The 21,628-nt window shown below is 68.7% G+C and carries 9 protein-coding genes and 2 pseudogenes; 8 read left to right on the top strand and 3 right to left on the bottom strand.

All coding sequences use genetic code 11. The features are described 5' to 3' along the window. Positions 1-26 precede the first annotated feature (26 nt). Together ACYVD1_RS23395 and ACYVD1_RS23390 are read left to right on the top strand one after the other, a co-directional pair. Positions 27-308 (top strand): annotated as a pseudogene (locus ACYVD1_RS23395) (LLM class flavin-dependent oxidoreductase); the annotation flags it as partial. An 89-nt stretch (positions 309-397) separates the two neighbouring features. Beyond that, positions 398-907, top strand: coding sequence for an LLM class flavin-dependent oxidoreductase (locus tag ACYVD1_RS23390; protein ID WP_460776654.1), 510 nt, complete (start codon positions 398-400; stop codon positions 905-907). 370 nt (positions 908-1,277) lie between these two features. Here ACYVD1_RS23390 and ACYVD1_RS23385 read toward each other — a convergent pair whose 3' ends face one another. Then, a complete protein-coding gene (locus ACYVD1_RS23385; protein WP_460776630.1) occupies positions 1,278-2,318 on the bottom strand; it encodes an ANTAR domain-containing protein in 1,041 nt (346 codons plus the stop codon). Positions 2,319-2,806: 488 nt separating this feature from the next. Between ACYVD1_RS23385 and ACYVD1_RS23380 the strand changes: the two genes are divergently transcribed. Then, positions 2,807-6,259 (top strand): phosphodiester glycosidase family protein, encoded by a 3,453-nt coding sequence (locus ACYVD1_RS23380; protein WP_460776629.1) that lies wholly within the window; start codon positions 2,807-2,809, stop codon positions 6,257-6,259. Between the two features lie 281 nt (positions 6,260-6,540). On the opposite strand, the gene ACYVD1_RS23375 is transcribed toward ACYVD1_RS23380, so the two are convergent. Further along, positions 6,541-7,884, bottom strand: coding sequence for an FG-GAP and VCBS repeat-containing protein (locus ACYVD1_RS23375; protein WP_460776628.1), 1,344 nt, complete (start codon positions 7,882-7,884; stop codon positions 6,541-6,543). Between the two features lie 985 nt (positions 7,885-8,869). Between ACYVD1_RS23375 and ACYVD1_RS23370 the strand changes: the two genes are divergently transcribed. Both ACYVD1_RS23370 and ACYVD1_RS23365 read left to right on the top strand, forming a co-directional pair. After that, on the top strand, positions 8,870-12,007 hold the full coding sequence (locus tag ACYVD1_RS23370) for an RHS repeat-associated core domain-containing protein (protein WP_460776627.1): 3,138 nt from the start codon (positions 8,870-8,872) through the stop codon (positions 12,005-12,007). Positions 12,008-12,571: 564 nt separating this feature from the next. Then, positions 12,572-13,815: pseudogene (locus ACYVD1_RS23365) on the top strand (IS701 family transposase). Between the two features lie 279 nt (positions 13,816-14,094). Here the strand turns inward: ACYVD1_RS23365 and ACYVD1_RS23360 are convergent. Then, complete coding sequence (locus ACYVD1_RS23360; RefSeq protein WP_460776626.1) at positions 14,095-15,348, bottom strand: PP2C family protein-serine/threonine phosphatase; 1,254 nt, start codon at positions 15,346-15,348, stop codon at positions 14,095-14,097. A 160-nt stretch (positions 15,349-15,508) separates the two neighbouring features. Between ACYVD1_RS23360 and ACYVD1_RS23355 the strand changes: the two genes are divergently transcribed. From ACYVD1_RS23355 to ACYVD1_RS23345, 3 genes are all read left to right on the top strand, one after another. Continuing rightward, entirely contained in the window at positions 15,509-16,000 is a 492-nt protein-coding gene (locus tag ACYVD1_RS23355) for a MarR family winged helix-turn-helix transcriptional regulator (RefSeq protein ID WP_460776625.1), read from the top strand. Between the two features lie 507 nt (positions 16,001-16,507). Continuing rightward, positions 16,508-17,809 (top strand): hypothetical protein, encoded by a 1,302-nt coding sequence (locus ACYVD1_RS23350; protein WP_460776624.1) that lies wholly within the window; start codon positions 16,508-16,510, stop codon positions 17,807-17,809. 771 nt (positions 17,810-18,580) lie between these two features. Beyond that, positions 18,581-21,130: a glycosyltransferase family 4 protein gene (locus tag ACYVD1_RS23345; RefSeq protein WP_460776623.1), complete on the top strand. Its 2,550-nt coding sequence runs from the start codon at positions 18,581-18,583 to the stop codon at positions 21,128-21,130. Positions 21,131-21,628 lie beyond the last annotated feature (498 nt).

The raw sequence follows: 21,628 nt of genomic DNA, 5'->3' as shown, positions 1-21,628 counted from the left end.
ATTGCCAGCCCATCCTTGGGGCAGCCATGGACATCGGAATAGGTCTGCCGGTCGAGGTTCCCGGAGTAACCGGACCGACGCTGATCGACTGGATGGTCCGGGCCGATGAAGGCCCGTTCCGGACGATCGCGGTGACCGACGAGATCGTGTCCCACGATTACGACAGCCTGGCCACCCTGGCCGCCGCCGCGGCGGTGACGATACGGGTCCGCCTGATGTCGGTCGTGATCGCCGGGCCGACCCGCACCACCGCGACCCTGGCCAAGCGGGCGGCCACCATCGACGCCCTCTCCGGCGGACGCCTGTCCCTCGGGCTCGGCGTCGGCGAAATGGTCGACGACTTCGCCGCGGTCGGCGCCGAGATGCGCGCGGTCGGGGCAAGTGCTTCGACGAACAGCTGGCCCGGCTCAAACGCATCTGGGCCGGTGAGCCGACGGGGCAGGTCGGTCGGCCCATCGGCCCGCCGCCGGTACGGAGCGGCGGGCCCGAGCTGCTGCTCGGTGGCTTCGCGCCAGCGGCGCTGGCCCGGGTCGGGCGGTTCGCCGACGGCTATGCGGGCGCCATCCTGTCGGAGGAGATGCTCACTGACGAGCCGCACCGGCTGGTCGAGCAGTCCTGGCGCGAGCACCGGCGCCCGGGGCGGCCGCGGCTGGTCCAGAGCGTCTACTTCGCCCTCGGAGAGCAGTCGGATGATGCGATCGACGCCTACCTGGCCAGCTCCTACGCCGGCGCCCCGGACTACGACCTCCAAGAGATGCGCAAGGCGATCCCGCGCACCGGATCCGAGGTCCGGCGCATGAGGCGCATGATCGGGCGGGTCGAGTCGATCGGCGCCGACGAGCTCATCCTCCACCCGGTCTCCCAGCACATCGACCAGCTGACCCGGCTCGAGCAGGTCGTTGGTTGAGTCCATCCGGTCCGGGGCCCGTCGGCTACGCCCCCGCCGTTGGCACCGCCGTACAGAAAGACGCGTGGGCACAGGCTCCTGCCCACGCGCTGTGTGCTGGCCATGGGCCGCGCGCCAGCCCGGCCGTGTTGTGGTCCGGCTGCTGTGCAGCAGCGTACTGGGAGGGCCGCTGATTGGACCCTCTGCGAGAACGCCCAAGGGTTCTTCTTGCGGTAGCGAACGCCCTGGCGGAGCGGCCGGGCGGGGATGGGCTTACCGCACCCGACCTGGGTTACTTACCTGCCTAGCCATGAAATAAGCAGCCTGTGGGCGCCCCTACCCGCACCTAGCGCCCACCACGCATCCACGGGGCTCGCGCACTGGCGCGGACTCACCGCCGCGGCGGTGGCGCCTCCCCCGTGTCCGCCAGGTGGCGGGCGAGATCACCGAGCTTGGTGTTGAGCCGGTTGGAGGCGTCCCGCAACTTGTCGAAGGCCTGATCGGGCGTGAGCCTCTGGCGCTCCATCAGGATGCCTTTCGCCTGGCCGATCACGTCGCGGCTCTCCATGGCCCGCTCCAGGTGGGCCTCGCGCAGGCTGGCCTTCGACAGGGCCGTGGTCGAAGCCAGCGCGACACTGGCGTGCGCGGCCAGGAGCATTCCGATGTCACGCGCACTGTCCGCGAAGGCGTCCGGGTGGTTCGCGTAGAAGTTCAGTGTCGCCAACCGGGGCAGGGACGCGCTCGGGTCGGGGAACATGCCCAACGACAGCACCGACCGGCCCCCGGCCGCCGCCGCGGCGGGGGCGAAAGTCGGCCAGGGGGTGTCAGCCGCCAGGTCCGCACAGGCCGCATACGCCTCCCCCGAGGTTTCCGTGGCGTCCAGGCTGGGCCCCTGTCCGTGCTCGTACTGGAGCTGGTCGAGCTGGAGAGCCAAGTCCCCGTGGTGGGCGGGGGTGCTGTGCTCTCCCTTGCGCCGCACCGTCACGCTGACCGCGTCGGTCCCAGGGACCACCTGCGCCCCGGCCACGACCAGATGGTCGAGCACCTCACCGACCGAACCGGCCACGAACAGGGTGGTGGCCAGCTCGGCGAACAGCGCAGCCAGCGGGTAGTCGGACGTTGCGCCGTGCTCGCGCAGGCGCTGCATCTCCTCGTCGCGCACGGCGGCGGCCTGTGCGCGTTCAGCTTCCCGCGCGGTGCGCAGGTGGGCGCGATCCTCCCGTTCCTTCCGCCGCTCCGCGGCCCCGGCCTCGTCGATCAGGTTGTGGTCGAGCAGGCACTGGTCCGCCTCGGCCTCCCGGTCGTCAGCGGTAGCCTCCCGCACGTCGGCGATGGCTTCACGCGCGTCGAGGCTCTCCTCGCGGGCGTGCACCGAGAACTCGCGCCGCTCACTCGCCCAGGCCCGTGACTCAATGGGCTGTGCTTCCACCATCGGCTCAGCTACTCCAGCCTCTACTGTCCAACGAAGGTCTCCCCCCGTTTTCACAGGAAACTGCCCCGGGGGTCCGTCCACCCACAGTATCCTCAGCCCGTCGCGCAGGGCTCTCCAGGCCGGGAGGCCCTCGCCGCTCACCGGTGCTGAGACCGGGACAGACCGTTGATCAGCGAGTGGACCGCGCATATCCCTGCCACTGAGCGTTCATGCTCGCGCGGCACATAGTCACCGCCCTGCTTCCGTCGAACCCCGCATAACGAAAGACCTGCATTCGGGTGAAATCTGAGCACGGGGAAGCTTTCCGCTGCCACCGCGGCTCCGCTGGCGAACGGGCGTTCTCGCAGGTCCATTCCCTCTATGCACGGAACTGCCCGGGAAGGCCGGGAACCTCCGGGCCCGTTCCCTTCCTACACAGAGCGGCGTCGGGATGGTAAAAATTTAACGCATAGTGCTCCCCCCACTATCCCCCGCTCGGAGGCTTGCCCATGACTCGCCGGTGGTCGATCCGCTCCCGAACAACAGCCACCGCGGCCGCAGGTTCCGCGCTGGTCCTCACGCTCACCCTCACCCCGATCGCCAGTGCCAACCCCGCCGACAACGAAGATCCGCGCGAGCACACCGCGTTCAGTGAACCCGTCGAGATCCCCGTACCCGGCTCGGTCGCCCAGGCGGACGACCCCGATCCGCGGCTGGAGACCTACAGCTCCGAACGCCCGGTCGCCCCCGGCGTCACGCTGGACTCGGTCGAGGCCTACGGCCCGGACGGCTACTCCGGGGACCCCACGTGGTTGCAGGCCGACCTGCTGACCACCGACCTCACCGGCGGCGTCAGCGTCGACTACCTCTTCCCCGGCCAGGTCGCCGACCGGGAACCGTTGAGCGAGCAGGCGGACCGGGCCGAAGCGGTCGCCGCGGTGAACGGCGACTTCTTCGACATCGACGCCTCTGGGGCGCCCGAGGGCGTGGCCGTGCAGAGCGGCGAGCTGGTCCAGTCCCCGATCACCAACGAATACCGCGAGTCCGCCGCGGTCTTCACCCCCGACGGGCTCGGCTCCATCGGCGAGGTGTTCTTCGAGGGCACCATCGAGCTGCCCGACGGGGACACGCCCCTGCTGGGCGCGATCAACAAACCGTCCCTGGACATCGGTGAGATCGCCGCGTTCACCCCGCTGTGGGGGGACTACTGCCGGTGCCGCGCGACCGACGGCGCGGCCAACACGCTGGAGGTGGTGGTCACCGACGGCGTCGTCACCGAGGTCGTTGAGGAACCGCGCGAAGGCGAGATCGCCGACGACGCCTTCGTCCTGGTGGGCCGCGAGGGCGGCGCCGACGCCCTGTCCGACCTGGCCGAGGGCGACGCGGTCAGCATCGACTACGACGCCCGCGGCAGCGAGGACCAGGAGCTGCACGCCGCGCTGAACGGCCGCCAGATGCTCGTCGTCGACGGCGAGGTCCAGGATGCCGAGGAACACGACAACATCCCCGGCGCCCCGCGCATGGCCCTCGGGTTCTCCGAGGACGGCTCGGAGATGTTCCTGCTCAACGTCGACGGCCGCCAGCCGTCCTTCGCCGAGGGCGTCGGCCTCGACGAGTTGGGCGAGATGATGGTCGAGGCCGGTGCGCACACCGCGCTCAACCTCGACGGCGGCGGCTCGGCCACCATGGTGGCGCGGACCCCCGGCGCGGAGCAGGTGCAGGTCGAGAGCCGCCCCTCCGAAGGCGAGGAGCGCGACGTGCCCAACGGGCTCGGCCTGTTCGCCCCCGAAGGCAGCGGTGACCTCGACGGCTTCTGGGTGGAGACCCACATCCAGCCCGAGCCCGTCGTCGAGGGCGGCTACGCCAAACCCAGCCGGCCCGACCGGGTGTTCCCCGGCCTGACCCGGACACTGACCGCGGCCGGCCACGACGAGACCTACGCACCGGCCGACGCCGACCCGCACTGGCGCTCCGACGACCAGCGGACCGGCACGGTCGACCGCGACGGCGTGTTCACCGGACACGCGTCCGGGACCGCCACCGTCACCGCCAGCGAGCGGAGCGCGAGCGGAGACACCGACCTGACCGTGCTGGGCGACCTCGCCCGGATCGAGACCGCGCCCGAACGGGTCGGGCTGGCCGACGCCGAGGCGTCGACGGTGATCGAGGTGACCGGCTACGACGCCGACGGGTTCGCCGCGCCGATCGAACCGGACGACGTCGAGGTGACCGTCGACGAGAGCGTCGCGCAGGTGTCGGCGACCGAGGACGGGCGGTTCGAGGTCCAGGCCGCCACCGACAGCGGGTCCGCGGTCGCCACCGTCGAGGTCGACGGGGCCGAGACGGCCTTCCCCATCACCGTCGGCCTGGACGAGGTCGTCGTCGCCGACTTCGCGGACGCCGCCGACTGGACCTTCTTCGGTGAGCGAGCCGAAGGGGACACCGCGGTGGTCGACGGCCGGGAGGGTGACGCGGTGGAGGTCACCTACGACTTCACCGACTCGGCCGCGACCCGCAGCGGCGGCATCCTGCCGCCCGACGGGGAACTGGAGATCCCCGGGCAGCCGCAGGAACTGCGCGCCTGGGTGCACGCCCAGGGCGACGGGGAGTGGGCCAGCCTGCAGCTCTGGGACGGCGCCGGGCAGCTGCTGCCCGCGCTGCGCGCCGGATACCTGGACGAGCCGGGCTGGCAGGAGCTGGTCTTCGAGGTGCCGCCGGGCACGCAGTACCCGCTGTCCGTCGACCGCTTCTACTTCGCCGAGACCGAGCCGGACGCGAGCTACCACGGCGAAGTGATCATCGACGAGCTGACCGCCATGGTGCCGCCCTCGGTGGACGACCCGCCCACCGAAACGGTCGCCGACCCGGTGGTGGCGCCCGGCGAGGCCGTCGCCGGCCAGGACTGGCGGTTCGCCGTCCTGTCCGACGCCCAGTTCGTCGCCCGCGAGCCCGACAGCGAGATCGTCGCCAACACCCGGCGCGCGCTCCGCGAGATCCGCGACAGCGACGCCGAGTTCCTCATCATCAACGGCGACTTCGTCGACGAGGCCGCCCCCGAGGACTTCGACCTTGCCCGGCGCATCCTCGACGAGGAGCTGGAGGACGAGCTGCCCTTCTACTACGTGCCGGGCAACCACGAGGTGTCCGAGGGCACGCTGAACAACTTCCGCAAGGAGTTCGAGGACACCCAGTACGTCGTCGACCACCACGGCACCAGGTTCATCCTCCTGGACACGGCCCGGCTCTCCTACCAGTCCAGTGACTGGTCGCAGCTGCCGCTGCTGCGCGAACAGCTCGACGACGCGGCCGAGGACTCCTCCGTGACGTCGGTGGTGGTGGCCCAGCACGTGCCCCTCCGCGACCCGCTGCCCACCAAGGCGAGCGAGCTGGGCGACCGCAAGGAGGCGGCCACCGTCGAGAACTGGCTGGCCGGGTTCCAGGCGGAGACCGGCAAGGGCGCGGCGTTCATCGGCGCGCACGCGGGCCTGTTCCACGCCAACCGGGTGGACGGGGTGCCGTACGTGGTCAGCGGCAACGTCGGCAAGGACGCCTCGACCGGGCCCGCGGAGGGCGGCTTCACCGGCTGGTCGCTGTGGGGGCTCGACACCGGCGGAGCGGCCTCGGAGGACTGGGTGGCGACCGAGCTGCGCCCCCACGTGGACAAGCTGGAGATGGACGCGCCCGCCTCGGTGGACGTGGGTGACGAGGTCGGCATCACCGCGACGCTGGACAACGACGGCGTCGAGGTGCCGGTGGACTACCCGGTGAGCGCGGACTGGGCAGGTTCCGGCGACGTGCACATCGGGCCGCCCGAGGACGCCGGGAACAGTCACGCCGCCGCGTTCGACCCGGCGACGGGCGAGTTCAGCGCGCTGGCGCCGGGCACCGTCGACCTCGGCGTCACCGTGAACGGTGTGACGGAGGAGGTCACCATCGAGCTGACCGCCGCACCGCAGGGATAGCAGGGATGGCAGGAATCAGCGGGGAGAGTGGGGACCAGCGGGGCGCAGCGATGTCGGCTGGGCCCTCTGGGGCTCGTCGGGAGATGTAGGGATCGGCGGGGCCGCTCCGGGCGGCCCCGCCGAGGCGTGTGTATCGGGGCTTTCCGGAGCTCTGCCGTGGCCTTACGGCCCCGTGTAGGCGGTGCGGGAGAAGTCGCGCGGGCGGGACGGACACGGGCTGTCCGTAGGGACGTGTGCGGGGCCCGCCCAGCGCTGGGTCCCCTAAGCCAGGTCGAGCCTGCCTACGAGAGGTCGTGGCCGAACTCGGCTCCGCTTCCGTCCAGGCCCATCGTCGTGCCGCCGAACTTCCGCGAGCCCTGACCGCTCAAGCCGTCGGTGCCGGCGTAGAGAACGGTGATAGCGCCGTTGCCCTCGTTCTCACCCGGCACCCCGGCCACCAGGTCCATCAGCCCGTCGCCGGTGAAGTCGACCAGCGTGACCGACGCACCCATCCGGTCCCCGGCCTCGGACGTACCGTCCACACCGTCCTCCCCCTGGACGAAGGACTGCTCACGCCCGTCCAACCAGTCCGGACCGCCGTAGAGCACGTTCACACCACCGGCGTCAGCGCCCCCGTCCGGGTCCTGCACGGTGGTGTCACCGAATACGACGTCGGCATATCCGTCACCGTCGATATCACCCACCGCCACAGCGTCCGATCCCAGGTCATCGTCCAGGGTCGGCCCCTCGCTCGTCAGCCCAGAGGAAGACCCGGCCAGGATCCGGGGCGCACCGCCGTCAGCGTGGGTGACGACCACGTCGGCATACCCGTCGCCGTCGATGTCTCCGGCTGCCATCTGGGGCTCGGCCGAGGAGAGCGGACGCCGGTCCTGCAACGGCAGCTGTTCGAGCCCTTGGGCCGAACCGGCGTAGAGCAACAGATCCCCGAGTTCGCCGTTGCCGCCGCGGTCCGCACTCAGCACCAGGTCCAGATATCCGTTGCCTGTGACATCGGCTAGCTCCAGCCCGGAGACCGCATCGCCTGCGTTGTCAGTGGCTGGGAACGAGGTGACCGTCGGGTCGCTGCCACCGTCGGGCAGATCGGAGCGCCCCCACAGAACGGTGACGTGATCACCGGTGCTGATGACCACGTCCTCGCGCCCGTCACCGTCGATATCGCCCACGGCCAAGTGGGTCCCGAAACCGGTGTCACCGCGCTCTTGGCGCGGGGAGTGCAGCGTGACCGAGTCCTCGGAGAGCCCGTCCTCGGAACCGAAGACGACCTGGACCAGCCCGGCGTCCATGAACTCGCCGACGTCCTCGCCGGGCACGGCCACCACCAGATCGGCGTGCCCGTCGCCGTCGATGTCGGCCGAGGCGACCTGCCCGCCGAAGCGGTCCCCAAGCTCGGGTGCACCGCCCACCCCCTCGGAGTCCTGGTCGACCTGGTAGCCGGATTCTGGGTCGGCGCCGTCGGGCCCACCGGGCACCACGGCCACATAGCCGCCACGCACACCGTTGCCGCCCACACCTTCTGGGGCGCCCACGAACAGGTCGGCGTAGCCGTCACCGTCCACGTCCTGGGCCGCGGTGGTCCCGGCGTGGGCGGGCACCGCCAGGGTCAGGGGGAGTGCGAGTGTGGTCACGGAGAGCAGGACCGCGGCTCTACGAAGGCAGGCAGGGGGATAGTGCGTGTGAAGGGTGTGGCTTCTCAAGGAGAACGCTCCATAACAAAGAGGAGGATGGGGGGCGCGTGCATGCGTTGCGCGGGGTGTTGAGAGCGGGCAATCCCCACAGAGCGGACACACGGGGATGCTCGCACCGCCCACGGAAGAGTGCCAGTGACCGAATGACACAGGTGTTACTAGAAGTAACTGCCCTGTATCTGGTTGAGGACGCTCCCCAGCCCGCCCGAGCGCGCGACCGTAACCTTGACCAGCCGTCTCTGTGCTGTAGGCGTACGCGGAGCGTCCAGTGTCTGGGCTGTTCTCATGGTGCTGGCACTGTGGCGCCGGGGCCGAATGTGGCCAACGGTCAACAGTTGCCGCCCAGCAACCACATGCGCTGAGCCTCCTCTCCCCTGGACACCGAGGAGGGAATCCAGTGAGCTGCATAAGGCCACCACCCATGTGATCCATGGGTCAGACCAGGCCGAGGGCGCGCCGATAAGATCTGGTTTGGTGAGCGCACCGGCACTACTCAGGCGGAACAACCCTCAGCGCTGAGTTCGCACGCCCCCACACCCCACACCCGAACATCGAACCAACGGCGCACCCAATCCGCATGAGTTGTAGACCGACAACTATTGCCCCATGGCCACATTCGGCCCGCACAGCACAGCCTTCGCACCGCACCACCACCCCCAAACCCGCTCCCCGCGCCCCACAGAACCCTGGGAAGCGGCTGGCCACGGCTATGGGCCACGCCAATTTCCTCCGAGGGTTCGTCCTAAACCTCCACCCAGGGTTCTCACCCACAGCAATGCGTGTAACCACCGGTGACTGGCGCCCATCCCCGTGTGGTGCCACCATCACGGGGCGTCCACCCGGTGGGGTTGCCCGCTCTCCACACCCCGCGCACCGAACGCACCCAATACCCCTTCCCCCTTCTTTGTTCTGGAGCGTCCCCCTCTTGAGATGGCACCCCCTGCGCACGGCTGTGGCCACAACAGCCGCCACCACCCTGACCTTGGGCCTGCTGACAGCACCGCCCGCCTGGGCCGACGACGACCCCCACTCCCCGGCCGACCGCACCGTTCCGGTCCCCGAGACCTGGGAGCCGGGCGAGGCCAAAACCGAGCCTGTGGGAGATGACCCACCCCAGGAGCCATGGGAGCCCGTGGCCGGTGAAGACTCCGAAGGCGACGAGGGTGAGCGCAGCCCCGGCTGGACGTGCTCCTCCAACGAGGAAAACCTCGGGATCGCGGACTGGTACCCCATGCAGCGCCACCAGATCAGCGACCGCCTGGACGTGGACATCAACCTGGAGAGCGGCAATGCCGTCATCCGCCACCGCGACCTGACCGTGGGCGGCACCGGGCTGGACCTGGGCCTGAACAGCGTCTACAACTCCCGTGATCTCAACATCAAGTGGAAGCAGTCCCTGGGCCGCGACATCGGCCTGATGTTCGAGTCCGACCGGGTGGCTTTCCACGGCCCCACCGGCTCCTGCGACGAGTTCATGGAGAACGAGGACGGCGGCTACGACGCCCCCGCCGGGCTCAACGCCACCCTGACCGAGCTGGACAACGGCCACTGGGCACTGACCTACACCCGCGGCGAGTTCGAGGACCAGGTCTGGCACTTCGACGCCAACGGGTGGGCGGTCCTGCAAGCCGACCGCAACGGCAATAGCAACCACCTGCGCTACTCCAGCAGCGGAGATCTGGCGGCCATCACCGACACCCAAGGCCGGGTCACCGAGCTGGGCTGGGACGACCAGGGCCGCCCCACCGAGGTGACCGACCCCACCGGTGAAGAAGCGGTGGCCTTCGACTACCCCCAGGACCATGACCGCCACCCCACCACGCTCACCGACCGGGCCGGGAACGACATCGGCTTCGCCTACGACGACGGCTACCTCACCGAGATCACCGACCCTGAAGGCGGGACCTGGGAGCTGTCCTATGACCCCGAAGGCCGCGTCACCAGCTTCACCGAACCCTACGGCGACGGTGGGTCCACCCACTCCTTCGACCACGGCGACGGCCACACCACTGTGACCGACCCCGACGGAGGCGAGTCGACCTTCGAGTTCGACGACCAGGGCCGCCAGATCGAAGCCACCGACCAGGTCGGCAACACCCGCTCCCAGACCTGGACGGCCAACTCCGACGTGGCCACCACCACCGACGCCCTGGAAGCCTCGGTGAGCTATGACTACGACGACGCCAACAACCTCATAGGCACCGAGCTGCCCACCGGCGCTGAAACCTCAGTGGGCTATGGGGATGCGGCCAACCCGGCCAAGCCCACCGACGTCACCACCCCCGATGGCGCTGAGATGTCACTGTCCTACGACGACGCCGGCAACCTCAGCCGCGCCTACTCCGAGGACGAGGACATCACCATCGCGGAGGTGAACTACAACCACGACGGCACCGTCTCGTCCCAAGACGACGGCAACGGCAACCGCACCACCTTCAGCTACGACGACGTGGGCAACCTGACCGCCATGGCCGAACCCGGCCCGGTGGGAGAGGTGTCGTTCGGCTACGACACGCTGTCGCGGGTGACGTCCGTGACCGACGGCAACGGCCGCCAGCTGGACTATGACTACGACCGCCTGGACCGGGTGGTAGCCATCAGCCACGACGGGGACGTGCTCGAGTCCTTCGAGTACGACGCCAACGGGCGCCAGTTGGCCACACACACCGACCAGGCGACCACGGAGTTCTCCTTCAACGCCCGGGGCGACGTGACCGAGTCGGTGCGCACCGACTCGGCGGGTGAGGAGACGACCTCCTATGGCTATGACGTGGTGGGCAACCTGACCGAGTTCACCGAACACGGCCGCACCACCACCTATGCCTACGATGCGGCCTTCCGCCTGACCGAGCTGGTCGATGACACCGGCGCCGAGACCACCTTCGACAGCAACGCCAACAACCAGCGCACCTCGATCGCCCACCCCGACGGGGCGCAGGAAGACCGCTCCTATGACGACTCGGGCCGTCTGACGTCGATCACCACCACCGGCGCTGAAGGTCAGGAACTGGTGGAGGCCTCCTACACCTGGGACACCGCCGACGGCGATGACAGCGACCAGCTCCAGTCACGCACCATCAACGGCGAGTCCGAGGACTTCTCCTACGACGGGTTGCAGCGTCTGACCAGCAACGGCGAGGTGGACTACACCTACGACGACGCCGGCAACCTCCTTGAGGCCGGCGAAGAGGAGTTCGAATACAACGACGCCGACCAACCCACCACCGCCCGCGGTGACGATGTCTCCAATGATGAGGCCGGGAACATGGTCGGGCGTGGTGAGTACGTGTATGAGTACTCGGTCACCAACCAGAACACCCGCACCGACGACAGCGACGGGAGCCTGGCCACCAGCCTGAGCTATGACACCACCGACCAGACCCAGCTGCGCGGGGTCACCGACGTGCACGAGGACGAGCGCATCGAACGGCAGCTGTCCAACACCGCGCTGGGGGTGACCGGGATCGCCTCCGACGGCGAACGCACCAGCTACGTGCGCGATCCTGAGGGCGAGCTCATCTCGATGGTTTCGGCTGGTGGGGACGAGCGCTACCACTACACCACCGACCACCAGAACACCGTCCTGGCGGTCACGGCCGAAGACTCCGAGGCCGAGGAGCCCGACGCGGTCTACGAGTACACCCCCTACGGGAAGCAGACCAGTGAGACCCTGGAAGACACCCGGGCCGGAGAGCTGAACCCGTTCGGCTACACCGGCGCTTACCAGTTCCAGGACGGGACCGTGCACCTGTCCCACCGCTTCTACGACACGTTCACTCTGGGGTTCACCCAGCCGGACCCCTCCCGGCAGGAGCTGAACAACCACACCTACGCGATGTGCGATCCCATCAACAACACCGACCCCACTGGGCTGAACACCTTGCCCTCATGGCAGTGTGCACGATCCGCAGGGTATTTTATTGCAGGATTTGCATCCGTGACTATCAGCTTCACCTCTATGCTGTTTACTGCTGGAGCTGCTACTCCTGCAGCGATGTGGTCTCTCGGCCTTGGGGTGGTTGGGATTGCTGGGGGAATTGAAGGGATGGCAACTAGTTGCTAGGGAATGCTTGTGAAAAAGAAGACCTCCGATAAGCTCATTCTAACCTCCCTCTTGCTCGGGTCATTTGTCATGCTGGCCCTGGCAGGTGAAAGATTTATTGGGCCTAGAGAGTTTGGCTTGATGGGCTTCCTGTTCCTTGCCTGTGGAATCATTGGACTGCTCTTTATCGCCCTCCAGGTTCGGCAGATTATATATAAGTAACCCACTTTAGCCATACAGTACTTCCATCGAAAGTGCGCATGGGTGTTCCTGTTTGTATTAGAAAATGCGCTTGTCTAGTCTGGCGCATGGCCGGAGGAGGATGCTAGCGATACGCAGGGTGACCCAGTAGGCCGCGGTGAGTACGTCTACGAGTACTCGGTCACCAACCAGAACACCCGCACCGACGACAGCGACGGGAGCCTGGCCACCAGCCTGAGCTATGACACCACCGACCAGACCCAGCTGCGCGGGGTCACCGACGTACACGAGGACGAGCGCATCGAACGGCAGCTCTCCAACACCGCGCTAGTAGTACTTTGTTAAGTTCCTGATTTCTTGGTGCGGTTCCGCCATGATGAGTGGGTGGACCTGGCTGCTGTAGAAGAACTCCGCGAGGACCTCGACGCGTTCTGTGCCGAGGTCCTCGCGTCCATCCCCCGTAAGGACTCCCGGGCGTGGGGCAACTGCTACCTGCGCGGACTCATGCTGGACGGACGCCGCAAGTCCATCCAACCCATGGCCGAACGTCGGCCCGACGGCGACATGCAAGCCCTGCAGCAATTCGTGACCTCTTCCCCCTGGGAGCACACCCCTGTACGGCGCCGGATCGCCACCCAACTCACCCAGGCCATCAACCCCGATGCGTGGGTGATCGACGACACCTCCTTTCCCAAGGCCGGAAAGCACTCAGTGGGGGCGGTGCGCCAGTGGTGCGGTGCTTTGGGCAAGAAGTCGCTGTGTCAGGTGGGGGTGAGCCTGCACTCGGTCACCGATGCGGCCTCGGTCCCCTTGGACTGGCGGCTGTTCCTGCCAAAGGAGTGGGCCGATCCGGCCGATCCCCGCCGGGACAGGGCCGGTATCCCCCAAGAAGTGGGGCATCGGGAGAAGTGGCGTTTGGCCCTGGACATGATCGCTGCGGTCCAGGGGTGGGAGCTTCAGGACCAGGTCGTCGTGGCCGACGCCGGATACGGGCAGAACCACCACTTTCGTGAGGGGCTCACTCGGCGGGGGCTGGACTATGTGGTGGCGGTACGCGGCGGACCTGAACGCTCATCCGGGCCAGACGCTGCCGAGTGAGCCCCGAGCGCGCTGGGGCGCGAGGGCCGCAGCCGATGCCGCGCTATCAAGACCCGGCCCGCTCCCTGGAAGAGCTGGTCATCGCCCGCGGCCGCGCGGCGTTGCGGCGCTGTACCTGGCGCCAGGGCTCGCAAGGCAGCCTGCGCAGCAGGTTCGTGGTGATGGCGGTGCGTCCGGCCGGGGTGGCCGCCACCCAGGCGGCACGTGTGCGTGCTGGCGGCTCCCGGGGTTGGGACGGTGTACTGCCGACCGAGACGCTGATCGCTGAGTGGCCGCCCCACCACGAGGCTCCGACCGATTACTGGCTGTCCAGTCTGCCCGCGGACACCGTGTTGCGGTCCCTGGTGCGCTTGGCCAAGATCCGGTGGCGGATCGAGCACGACTACCGCGAGCTCAAGCACGAGCTCGGGTTGGATCACTACGAGGGCCGGACCTGGCGGGGCTGGCACCACCACGTCACGCTGGTCAGCGCGGCGCAGGCCTTTCTTACGCTGCGAAGACTCGACCCAAAAACGCAGACGTCGGCCTGAGCTTGTACCAGGTCCTGGAAGCGCTCCAGGGGGTGCTGCTGTGCTGGACCGGCGTGTGTTCCACCTGTCACCGGCCGCTCGCACAGCAGCACCCACCCGACACGAGTTAACAAAATACTACTAGGGGTGACCGGACCCCACCGCACCCCGTAGGGCCGGTTCCCGCCGCTGAGGCAACGCAGTCAACCTCGGTGGCCACGGAGAATAGAGCGGAGGGCTCACGCCTCCGGGACGAGAAACCCCGCCGCGCCCGCCGGTCTTCTCCGGGGACTTCCCCCGTTACTCGGGTACCGATCCCACTTCGATGTCCTCCCGACGACGGTCCACGAGAGCAGCGTCCGGATCAGCGCTTTCCGGTATCGGACCGTCGGCCGTGCCCCGCCAGTCCAGGCACAGGACCAAGGTGTCGTCCTCCCGCTCGCCACCCTCGCGGAAATCGGCGAGGATACGCAGCACCTCACCGGGAACGGACGCCGCCGGGAGCAGACGCGTGGCGAGAATGGCCCTGCTGAGCGCGCGGTCCCCGAACCTCTCCCCTGTCCGGTTGTCGGCGTCGAAGACCCCGTCGCTGACGAACACCATGCGGTCACCGGGCCGGGCCGTGAAGCGCTGCGGGGAGAAGACGGTGTCCTGGGCCATCCCGACCGGCATCTGGGCCTCGAAGGGCTGCCGGAACACCGCATCCTCGCGCTGCACGTACAGGCGGGGCGAGCCCGCGTCGACCGCCTCCGTCTCCCCGGTGGCCACATCGAAGGCGAGCAGGAGCACGTCGACGTGGCGCGTGCCGCCGTATTCGGCGTAGACGGCCTTGTCGGCCAAGGCCACCTGGTCGGCCAGGGGCACGCCGCCGCGTCGGGCGTTGCGCAGCGCGTTGACCGCCAGGCTGGTCAGGAGGGAGGCTTCGATGCCCTCACCCATACCGTTGGTGATGCTGAGCAGGAGGCGGTCGTGGCCGACCGACCAGTCGAAGTTGTCCCCCCGGATTGCGTAGGCGGGTTCGAGCTGGGCGCCGAGGCTGTACTCGAGGCACTCGTAGGCCCGGCCGGCCAGCAGGTCCCACTGCATCTCCGCAGCGAGTGTGAGCCGGTGCCGACGCCTGATCCTGCGGTAGAAGTCGGTGTCGCGCTCGGCCACGAGCAGCTCGTGCCCCAGTGCCTCCGCGGCGGTGGACAGGTCCTCGAGCGTGCGCGGGTCGATCTGCTGGCCGTGGAAGGTCACCACGAGTACGCCCAAGCGGTCGCCTCGGACCGTGACCGGCAGATAGGCGCTGATCAGGTCCGGCCCGGAACGGTGCTCCGCCAAGGGTTGCTGGGAGCCGAAGACCCGCCCTTCGGTGCTGGAGAAGACCGAGTAGTGCACGGATTCCCGGTGTTCGTCGCTGACGTGGCAGAGCACGGTCATTCCGTAGTCGGCCAGGAGCAGGTCGGCCCAGACCGCGGCGTATTCGGCCCCGAGGACACCGCGTAGGGCCGTGAGCAGGCCGTCTGGTCTAGCACTGCGCAGAACCCGGAAAACGGCCTCAATACTGTTCAACGTGTCGACCTGCGTTCTCTCTGCGGTTGGCGGCGTCTTGCTGGATCCGTGGGGGTGCGGTCGGCGGGCACGGAAGTGGACGTTCCGTTATGGTCATGGAGATAGCCGACCGCCGACCAGGATGCGGGCCAGCTCACTACGGGATGCGTGAGAGTGGGATGTGAGTTCTGAATCGCAGGAAGAGACGCGCGAGACGACTCGGGCCGCTTCCGCGGTCTCCGAGCTCGTCGAGGTGCTGTGGGGAAGGGGGCGCGAGTTGGCGACCGCCCCGGTATCACCGCCCCAACTCAAGGTCCTCTTCATTCTCGAACACGAGGACGGGGTGAACCTGCGCACCGTCACTGACCGTCTTGGCTCCACCCCTCCGTCCGTCAGCAGATTGTGTGACCGCCTCGAGGCTGTCGGATTCCTCCATCGCACAGCCAGCCCCAACAGCCGCAGGGAGCTGCGGCTGTGGCTGGCTGAGGAGGGGCGCACCTTCCTGCGCGACCTGCGGGCGCGCAGAGAGGAAGAGCTCCATGCCGTGATCGCCCAGATGCCCCCGCGGAAACGGGCGATGCTTCTGGAAGGACTCACCTCGTTCCGAGAGGCGGCGCAACGCGCTGACGACTACGCCGACGGATCCGGGCAACCGGACTACCGTACGGCGTAAGAACCGTCCCTGAAGAACAATGCCCACAACCTTAACTATTGTCAATAGGCAACAGTCATGGGCCTGTGGGCGCGAAGGCGTGTCGACACGGCGGCGATGAGGCCCTGACGGGGGCTTGCCGGGGCTTGCCGGGGCTTGCCGGGGGATGCAGACCACTTCTTGAGGGATCGCCCCGCAGGCCTCACCTTCGACTTCACCCTCTGCCGAGCACTCCTCACCCGTTCACCCTCCGCCACCTGGCCTTTCCTCATTGTGGCCAGATTCGGCCACAGGAAGTCCGACGGGACCCACGACTTTTTCAGTTACTTGCGGCAGAGTGTCCATCACAACCAACGTCGCGTTGCTATCCGCAAGACAGTCAGACGTAGGACGACCACCGAATGTTGTTCGGTGGAAACATGCGTCCACTCTGGCAGCGCGGAAGCGTCACCGATCCACCGCGTGCGCCCCTCCGCACCTTCGGCAGCGCGCGAAACAAGCGAGACCCCAGCTCGTCAGGAACACGCCTTGGACCCCCAGCTCACCACCGCACCCCCGACCCCGGAGCCACCGGTCGGCACGCACCGCAGCGCCCTGCTCCACACTGCCTCCCGGTCGGCTGCTCGGTGGGGTTACGGCGCCGCCGCCCGGACCGTGGCCGTAGCCGTCGCCCTGGTCGTCGCCACTGCCGGGTGCGGACTGGCCTCGGGCAACGCCGGAGAGGACAGCGGGACCGGAGCGGACCAGGCAGACGAAGAAGTGGAGGAGGAATCGGAGCCGGGCGCGGCCGAGCCGGTCGAACTGCCGGTCAGCTCCGCCACCACCTCCACCTCGCTGGGCCCGTACCTGGAGATCGAAGTACGGGACCTGGAGCGGGTCGGCGACGGACTGCTCCTGCTCACCCTGGGAGTCGGCAACCACACCGACGAGGACATCCGGCGCTTCGACCTGCTCAGCGGTGACGATGGCGACACCTTCCTGGAGGACCAGGAGACCGCCAGCGGTGTCACCCTCCTGGACGCGGTCAACCACCAGCAGCACCTCAACCTCACCGTGAGCGAGGACGGCACCTGCCTGTGCTCGAAGTTCGACCACAACCTGCTGCGCGCCGGGGTGGTGGAGGAACTGCGGGTGGCCTTCCCCGCCCCTCCCGAGGACGTGGACACCATGAGCGTCCTCACGCCGATCACCCCGCCGTTCCTCGACGTGCCGATCAGCGACGGCGAGCCCCTGGACGCCCCGGAACTGGAGGACGGACGGGTCCTGGCCCTGCACCAGGACACGGACGAAGTCCTGGGCGGGACGCCCGAGGAATGGGACGACGGGGGCATCGAGGACGGCGTCGAAGACGGGACCGACTCCGGAGGGGAACCGACGGGTCTGCCGGAGATGGAGGCGGAACTGGAGTCGCTCGGGAGCGTCACCGGATCCACCGAGGACACGGAGAACCTGGCCGCCGAGGTCAACGAGGTGCGCCGGGACGCGGCGGGCGAATACGTGGTGGTGACGTGGACGGTCCACAACGACGGCGCCGAGGACGCCCGGCTCGGCTGGGACGAACTCAGCGCCAGCAACCGCGGCTACGAGATGCCCAGCTTCGCGGGGGTGACCCTGACCGACCATGAATCGGACACCGTCTTCCACCCCGTGATGAACGAACAGACCCTGTGCCTGTGCTCGCGAGGCGGCTTCGACGGGGCCGAGACCCGGATTCCGCCGAGCCACCAGGTGACCTACTGGTCCCTGTACAAGACCCCGGCCGACGTGCGGACCGCGACCGTGACCCTGAACGGGTTCGGACAGGTCACGGAGGTGCCCGTCGGTGTGTGACCACAAGCCAGGAGGCGGCGCTGGAGCGGGGGGCGGGCCCCGCACCGGTAGACCGGGTTCCGAGGTCGGGGGGTGTCCGTGCCTGGAGGGTCACCGGACACCGACCCGGCACCGTTCCGGAAGAGCCGGAACCCGGCCGCGCCGCCTCCGCCCCGCTCCCCCGTCCACGCTCCCGGCTTCCCTTGCCGTGGGACGGGGGAGCGGCCCCTCGACCTGAGGGCGTCCCGCCGACTCGGCGCACGTGCGGCACTCTGCCGTCCTGCCGCACGTGCGCCGATCGCCTTCGACCCCGCCCCCGAACCCGCCCGGTCGGCTCAGCCCGGGTTCCCCACGGGTGCGGGGGAGGGCGTCCCCGTGCGCGAGGCCACCGTCTCGCGTACGGGGCCGGCACCTTCACGTGCGGGGCTACCGCTTCGCATACGGGGCCGTTACCTCCGAGTGTGGGGCGACCGCTTCGGATGCACCCCTCCTGGGTCCCGCTTTCCAGGGCCCACCACACCCGACCGCTCCGGTCAAGGTCCTGTGCCCGGATTCACCTTTAACGGGCGCTCACTTTTCTTGTTTGTGAACCAGCCTTAAAACACCAACAGAGTCCGGCAAACCTTTGGGCATTGCCGCCCAGATTCGGTCTTTTCACCCCATCTCGCCCATAGCCTGATCCAGGAATCCCCACATCACCCCTGTTCAGGGGCTCAGCTCAGTGTGGGGAAACGGGGGACGGCGCTGCCCCGTGCAGAACGCACGGGGCGGCGCCGCGAAATTGGGGGCTCGATGAAGATCGCCTATCTGATCAACAACATGTACGGCATCGGCGGCACCGTGCGTACCGTCGCGAACCAGGCGGCCGAGCTTTCGGCCCGGCACGAGGTGGAGATCGTCTCGGTGTTCCGGCACCGCGCCGATCCCGTCCTGCCCGTCCCCACCCAGGTCAGCCTCCGCCCGCTCGTCGACATCCGGCAGCAGGTCGGGTCGGTCGGCTCCGAGGGGCGAACGCTGTACGAGGGATCGGAACGGGCCGGTCTTCCGCCACTGCTCTTCCCCGTCGAAGACCTCCGAGGCGCTGTCTACAGCCGCCTCACCGACGACCGCCTGGAGCAGTACCTCGCCACCACCGACGCCGACGTGGTGGTCGGCACCCGCCCCGGGCTCAACGTGGTCATCGCCCGGGCCGCCCCGCGGCGGGTGATCAAGGTCGGCCAGGAACACCTCACCTACGAACAGCACTCCGAGGAGCTCCGGCGGATCATGGCCGCCGAGTACCCCAACCTCGACGCGTTCGTCACCGTCACCGAGGCCGACGCCCGCACCTACGCGAACCGGATGCCGATGCCGGGTGTGCGGCTCCAAGCCATCCCCAACTCCGTGCCCGCACCGCCCTTCACGGTCGACGGGCACAACACCCGCACCATCGTCGCGGCGGGCCGGCTCGCCCCCAGCAAACGGCACGACCTGCTCGTGCAGGCCTTCTCCATGGTCAGCGAGGACTTTCCCGACTGGACGCTCCGGATCTACGGGAAGGGCAGCCGACGCGGGCAGCTCGACAGGCTCGTGGGTTCGCTGGGGCTACAGGACCGGGTGTGGCTGATGGGATCGCACCCGAGAGTCGAGGAGGCCTGGGCGCAGGGCGCGTTCGCGGCGGTGACATCCAGCGAGGAACCGTTCGGGATGACCATCGTGGAAGCCATGCGGTCCGGGCTGCCGGTGGTGAGCACCGACTGCCCGCACGGCCCCGCGTCCATCATCCGGGACCGCGAGGACGGGCTGCTCGTGCCCAACAAGTCCGCCCCCGGCATCGCCGAGGGCTTGGCCGCGATGATGGGCGATGACGGGATGCGGCGGCGGATGTCGTCGGCGGCGCTCACCGACTCCGAGCGCTACGACCCCGCCCACGTGGTCCGCCAGCACGAGGAACTGTTCGCCGAGCTCACCGGCGCGAGGGTGCCGTCCCCGCCGGTGTCGTCCGTCCCCTCCCCCCGGCCCGAACAGGCCGCCTCCTGCCGGGTGGAGGTCGGTCCGGAAGGGGCCGCGGTGCTCTCCTTCGGACACGTGAAGGGGAATTCGGGAGCCGGGCTCGGGGGCGGAGCTGGGGCCGGAGTTGGAGTTGGGGCTGGAGCCGGGTTCGGGGGCCGTGCCGGGTTCGATACCGGGTTCGGTGCAGGTCGGGTCCCCGACCAAGTGGTGCTGGCCAGGGTCGGTAAGCGGGTCGAGCGGACCCCCGACGCCGACGGCCGCGTGGTGGTGGACGCGTCCAGTTCGGTGCTGGCCACCGGGACCTGGCAGGTCTTCCGGGTGGACCGCGGCGTGGAGACCCCGGTACGGGACGTCGAGATCCACCAGTACGGGTTCCCGCTCTCCCCGGCCAAGACCGACGAACTCTCGCTGGTGATCCCCGCCCGCTCCGCGAAGGGCCGCCTGGTCCTCCACGTACGCCGCTCCGCGCACCACGCCGAGATCGAGTACGTGGAGATCGCCGACGGGCTCATCACCGTGCAGGGCCGGATCCTCGGCAGGGAGCGGACCGACGCCCGCGCCCGTATGGTCGTGCGGCTGCGCGCCTCGCCGCAGCGGCGCCGGGAGTTCCCGTCGGCGGTCGCGCACGGGGGTGAGTTCACCGCCGTCATCGACCCCGGACAAGTGGTGCAGGGACGGCACGGCGACTCCGACAAGTGGGAGATGCGGGTGGTGCTGTCGGACGGAACCGAGTGCACGGTGGGCAGGCACCTGTCCGGGGTGGTCGGGTACAAGGAGATCATCGAGTACGCGTCCCACCAGGTGAAACCCGACCGTGGTTTCGGCACCAGGGTGCGCCCCTACTACACGGTCAACGACCGGCTGGGGCTGGTGACCTCACCTCTGCCCCCGGCCCTTCCCGTGGACCGCGTCCGCGTGCGCCCGTCAGGCAGGCACGGCGACAAGCTGAGCTTCGAGGTCCGTCTGGGCACACCCGTCCCGGAAGGGGCGAACTTCGCGGTGGAGGTCGTGCGGGGCACCAACGCCGGACAGCGGTTCCCACTGGAGGCGCTGCCCAACTACCCGGGCCGGGAGGAGGGCCGTCTGGTGGGGACGCTGCCGCTGTTGGAACACAACGACTACCGGGGACTGTCTGTTCTCAGGACGTCCTGGCAGCTCAGGCTGTTGGCAGGACCGCCAGGGGCGATGGGCCGCCTGGGAGCGAAGGCCGTCCCCGAGCAGACCAGCCGCAAGTGGAGCCACGGCGCCTACGTGCGCTCCGCGACCGTCAACCCCTCGGGGTCGGGCGACGTGCGGTTAACGGTCGCCGACGTGCATGTCCTGGACGCCCTGAACCGAAGGATCACCTGAGGTGTGGGGTTCGTGAGGCAGGTTCCCCGAGGCTTGGTCCCGTGAGGCAGGGACTTTGCGACCGGGTCTCCGAGGTAGGGACGCAGTGCCTCCTGGGGCCCCGAAGACCTCGTCGAAGAGCGGCGAGGAGCGAGCGGGGTGTGAGGCGCGCTCACACCCCGCTCCGCTGTGGCTCGTGGCCAAGACCCATGATCGGCAGCCGGGCAGGCCCCGTTATCCACAGCCGGTCGGCCCTCGGGTTGTCGCGGGCCCGTTCTGGCGCGCATGCTCGATAACCGGGGGAGCTTTCGTCCCCGCCCGCGTCCGTGTGCCCGAATCCCGGACCCGGTGAGTGGGGGTTTGCTGGCACCGGTGGGCCGGGGTTTGTTGTTGGGTGCGGGTGGTTTCCCCGTTTCCTGCCGCTTGATGGTGGCCGTCTCCGCTGCGCGCCTCAAGGTCGTCGCCATCGAGCGCTTCGCGCGTCAGTGGCGCTCCACCTTGACCCGCTTCGCTGCGACG

The sequence above is a fragment of the Nocardiopsis nanhaiensis genome, assembly GCF_054778635.1.
The sequence above is the reverse complement of the archived record's forward strand: the minus strand, read 5'-3'. Positions and strand labels throughout refer to the sequence as shown.

Bases quoted from the DNA above. Each gene is read 5' to 3' on its own strand.
- ACYVD1_RS23385 (WP_460776630.1), bottom strand. From the start codon at position 2,318: ATGGTGGAAGCACAGCCCATTGAGTCACGGGCCTGGGCGAGTGAGCGG.
- ACYVD1_RS23380 (WP_460776629.1), top strand. From the start codon at position 2,807: ATGACTCGCCGGTGGTCGATCCGCTCCCGAACAACAGCCACCGCGGCC.
- ACYVD1_RS23345 (WP_460776623.1), top strand. From the start codon at position 18,581: ATGAAGATCGCCTATCTGATCAACAACATGTACGGCATCGGCGGCACC.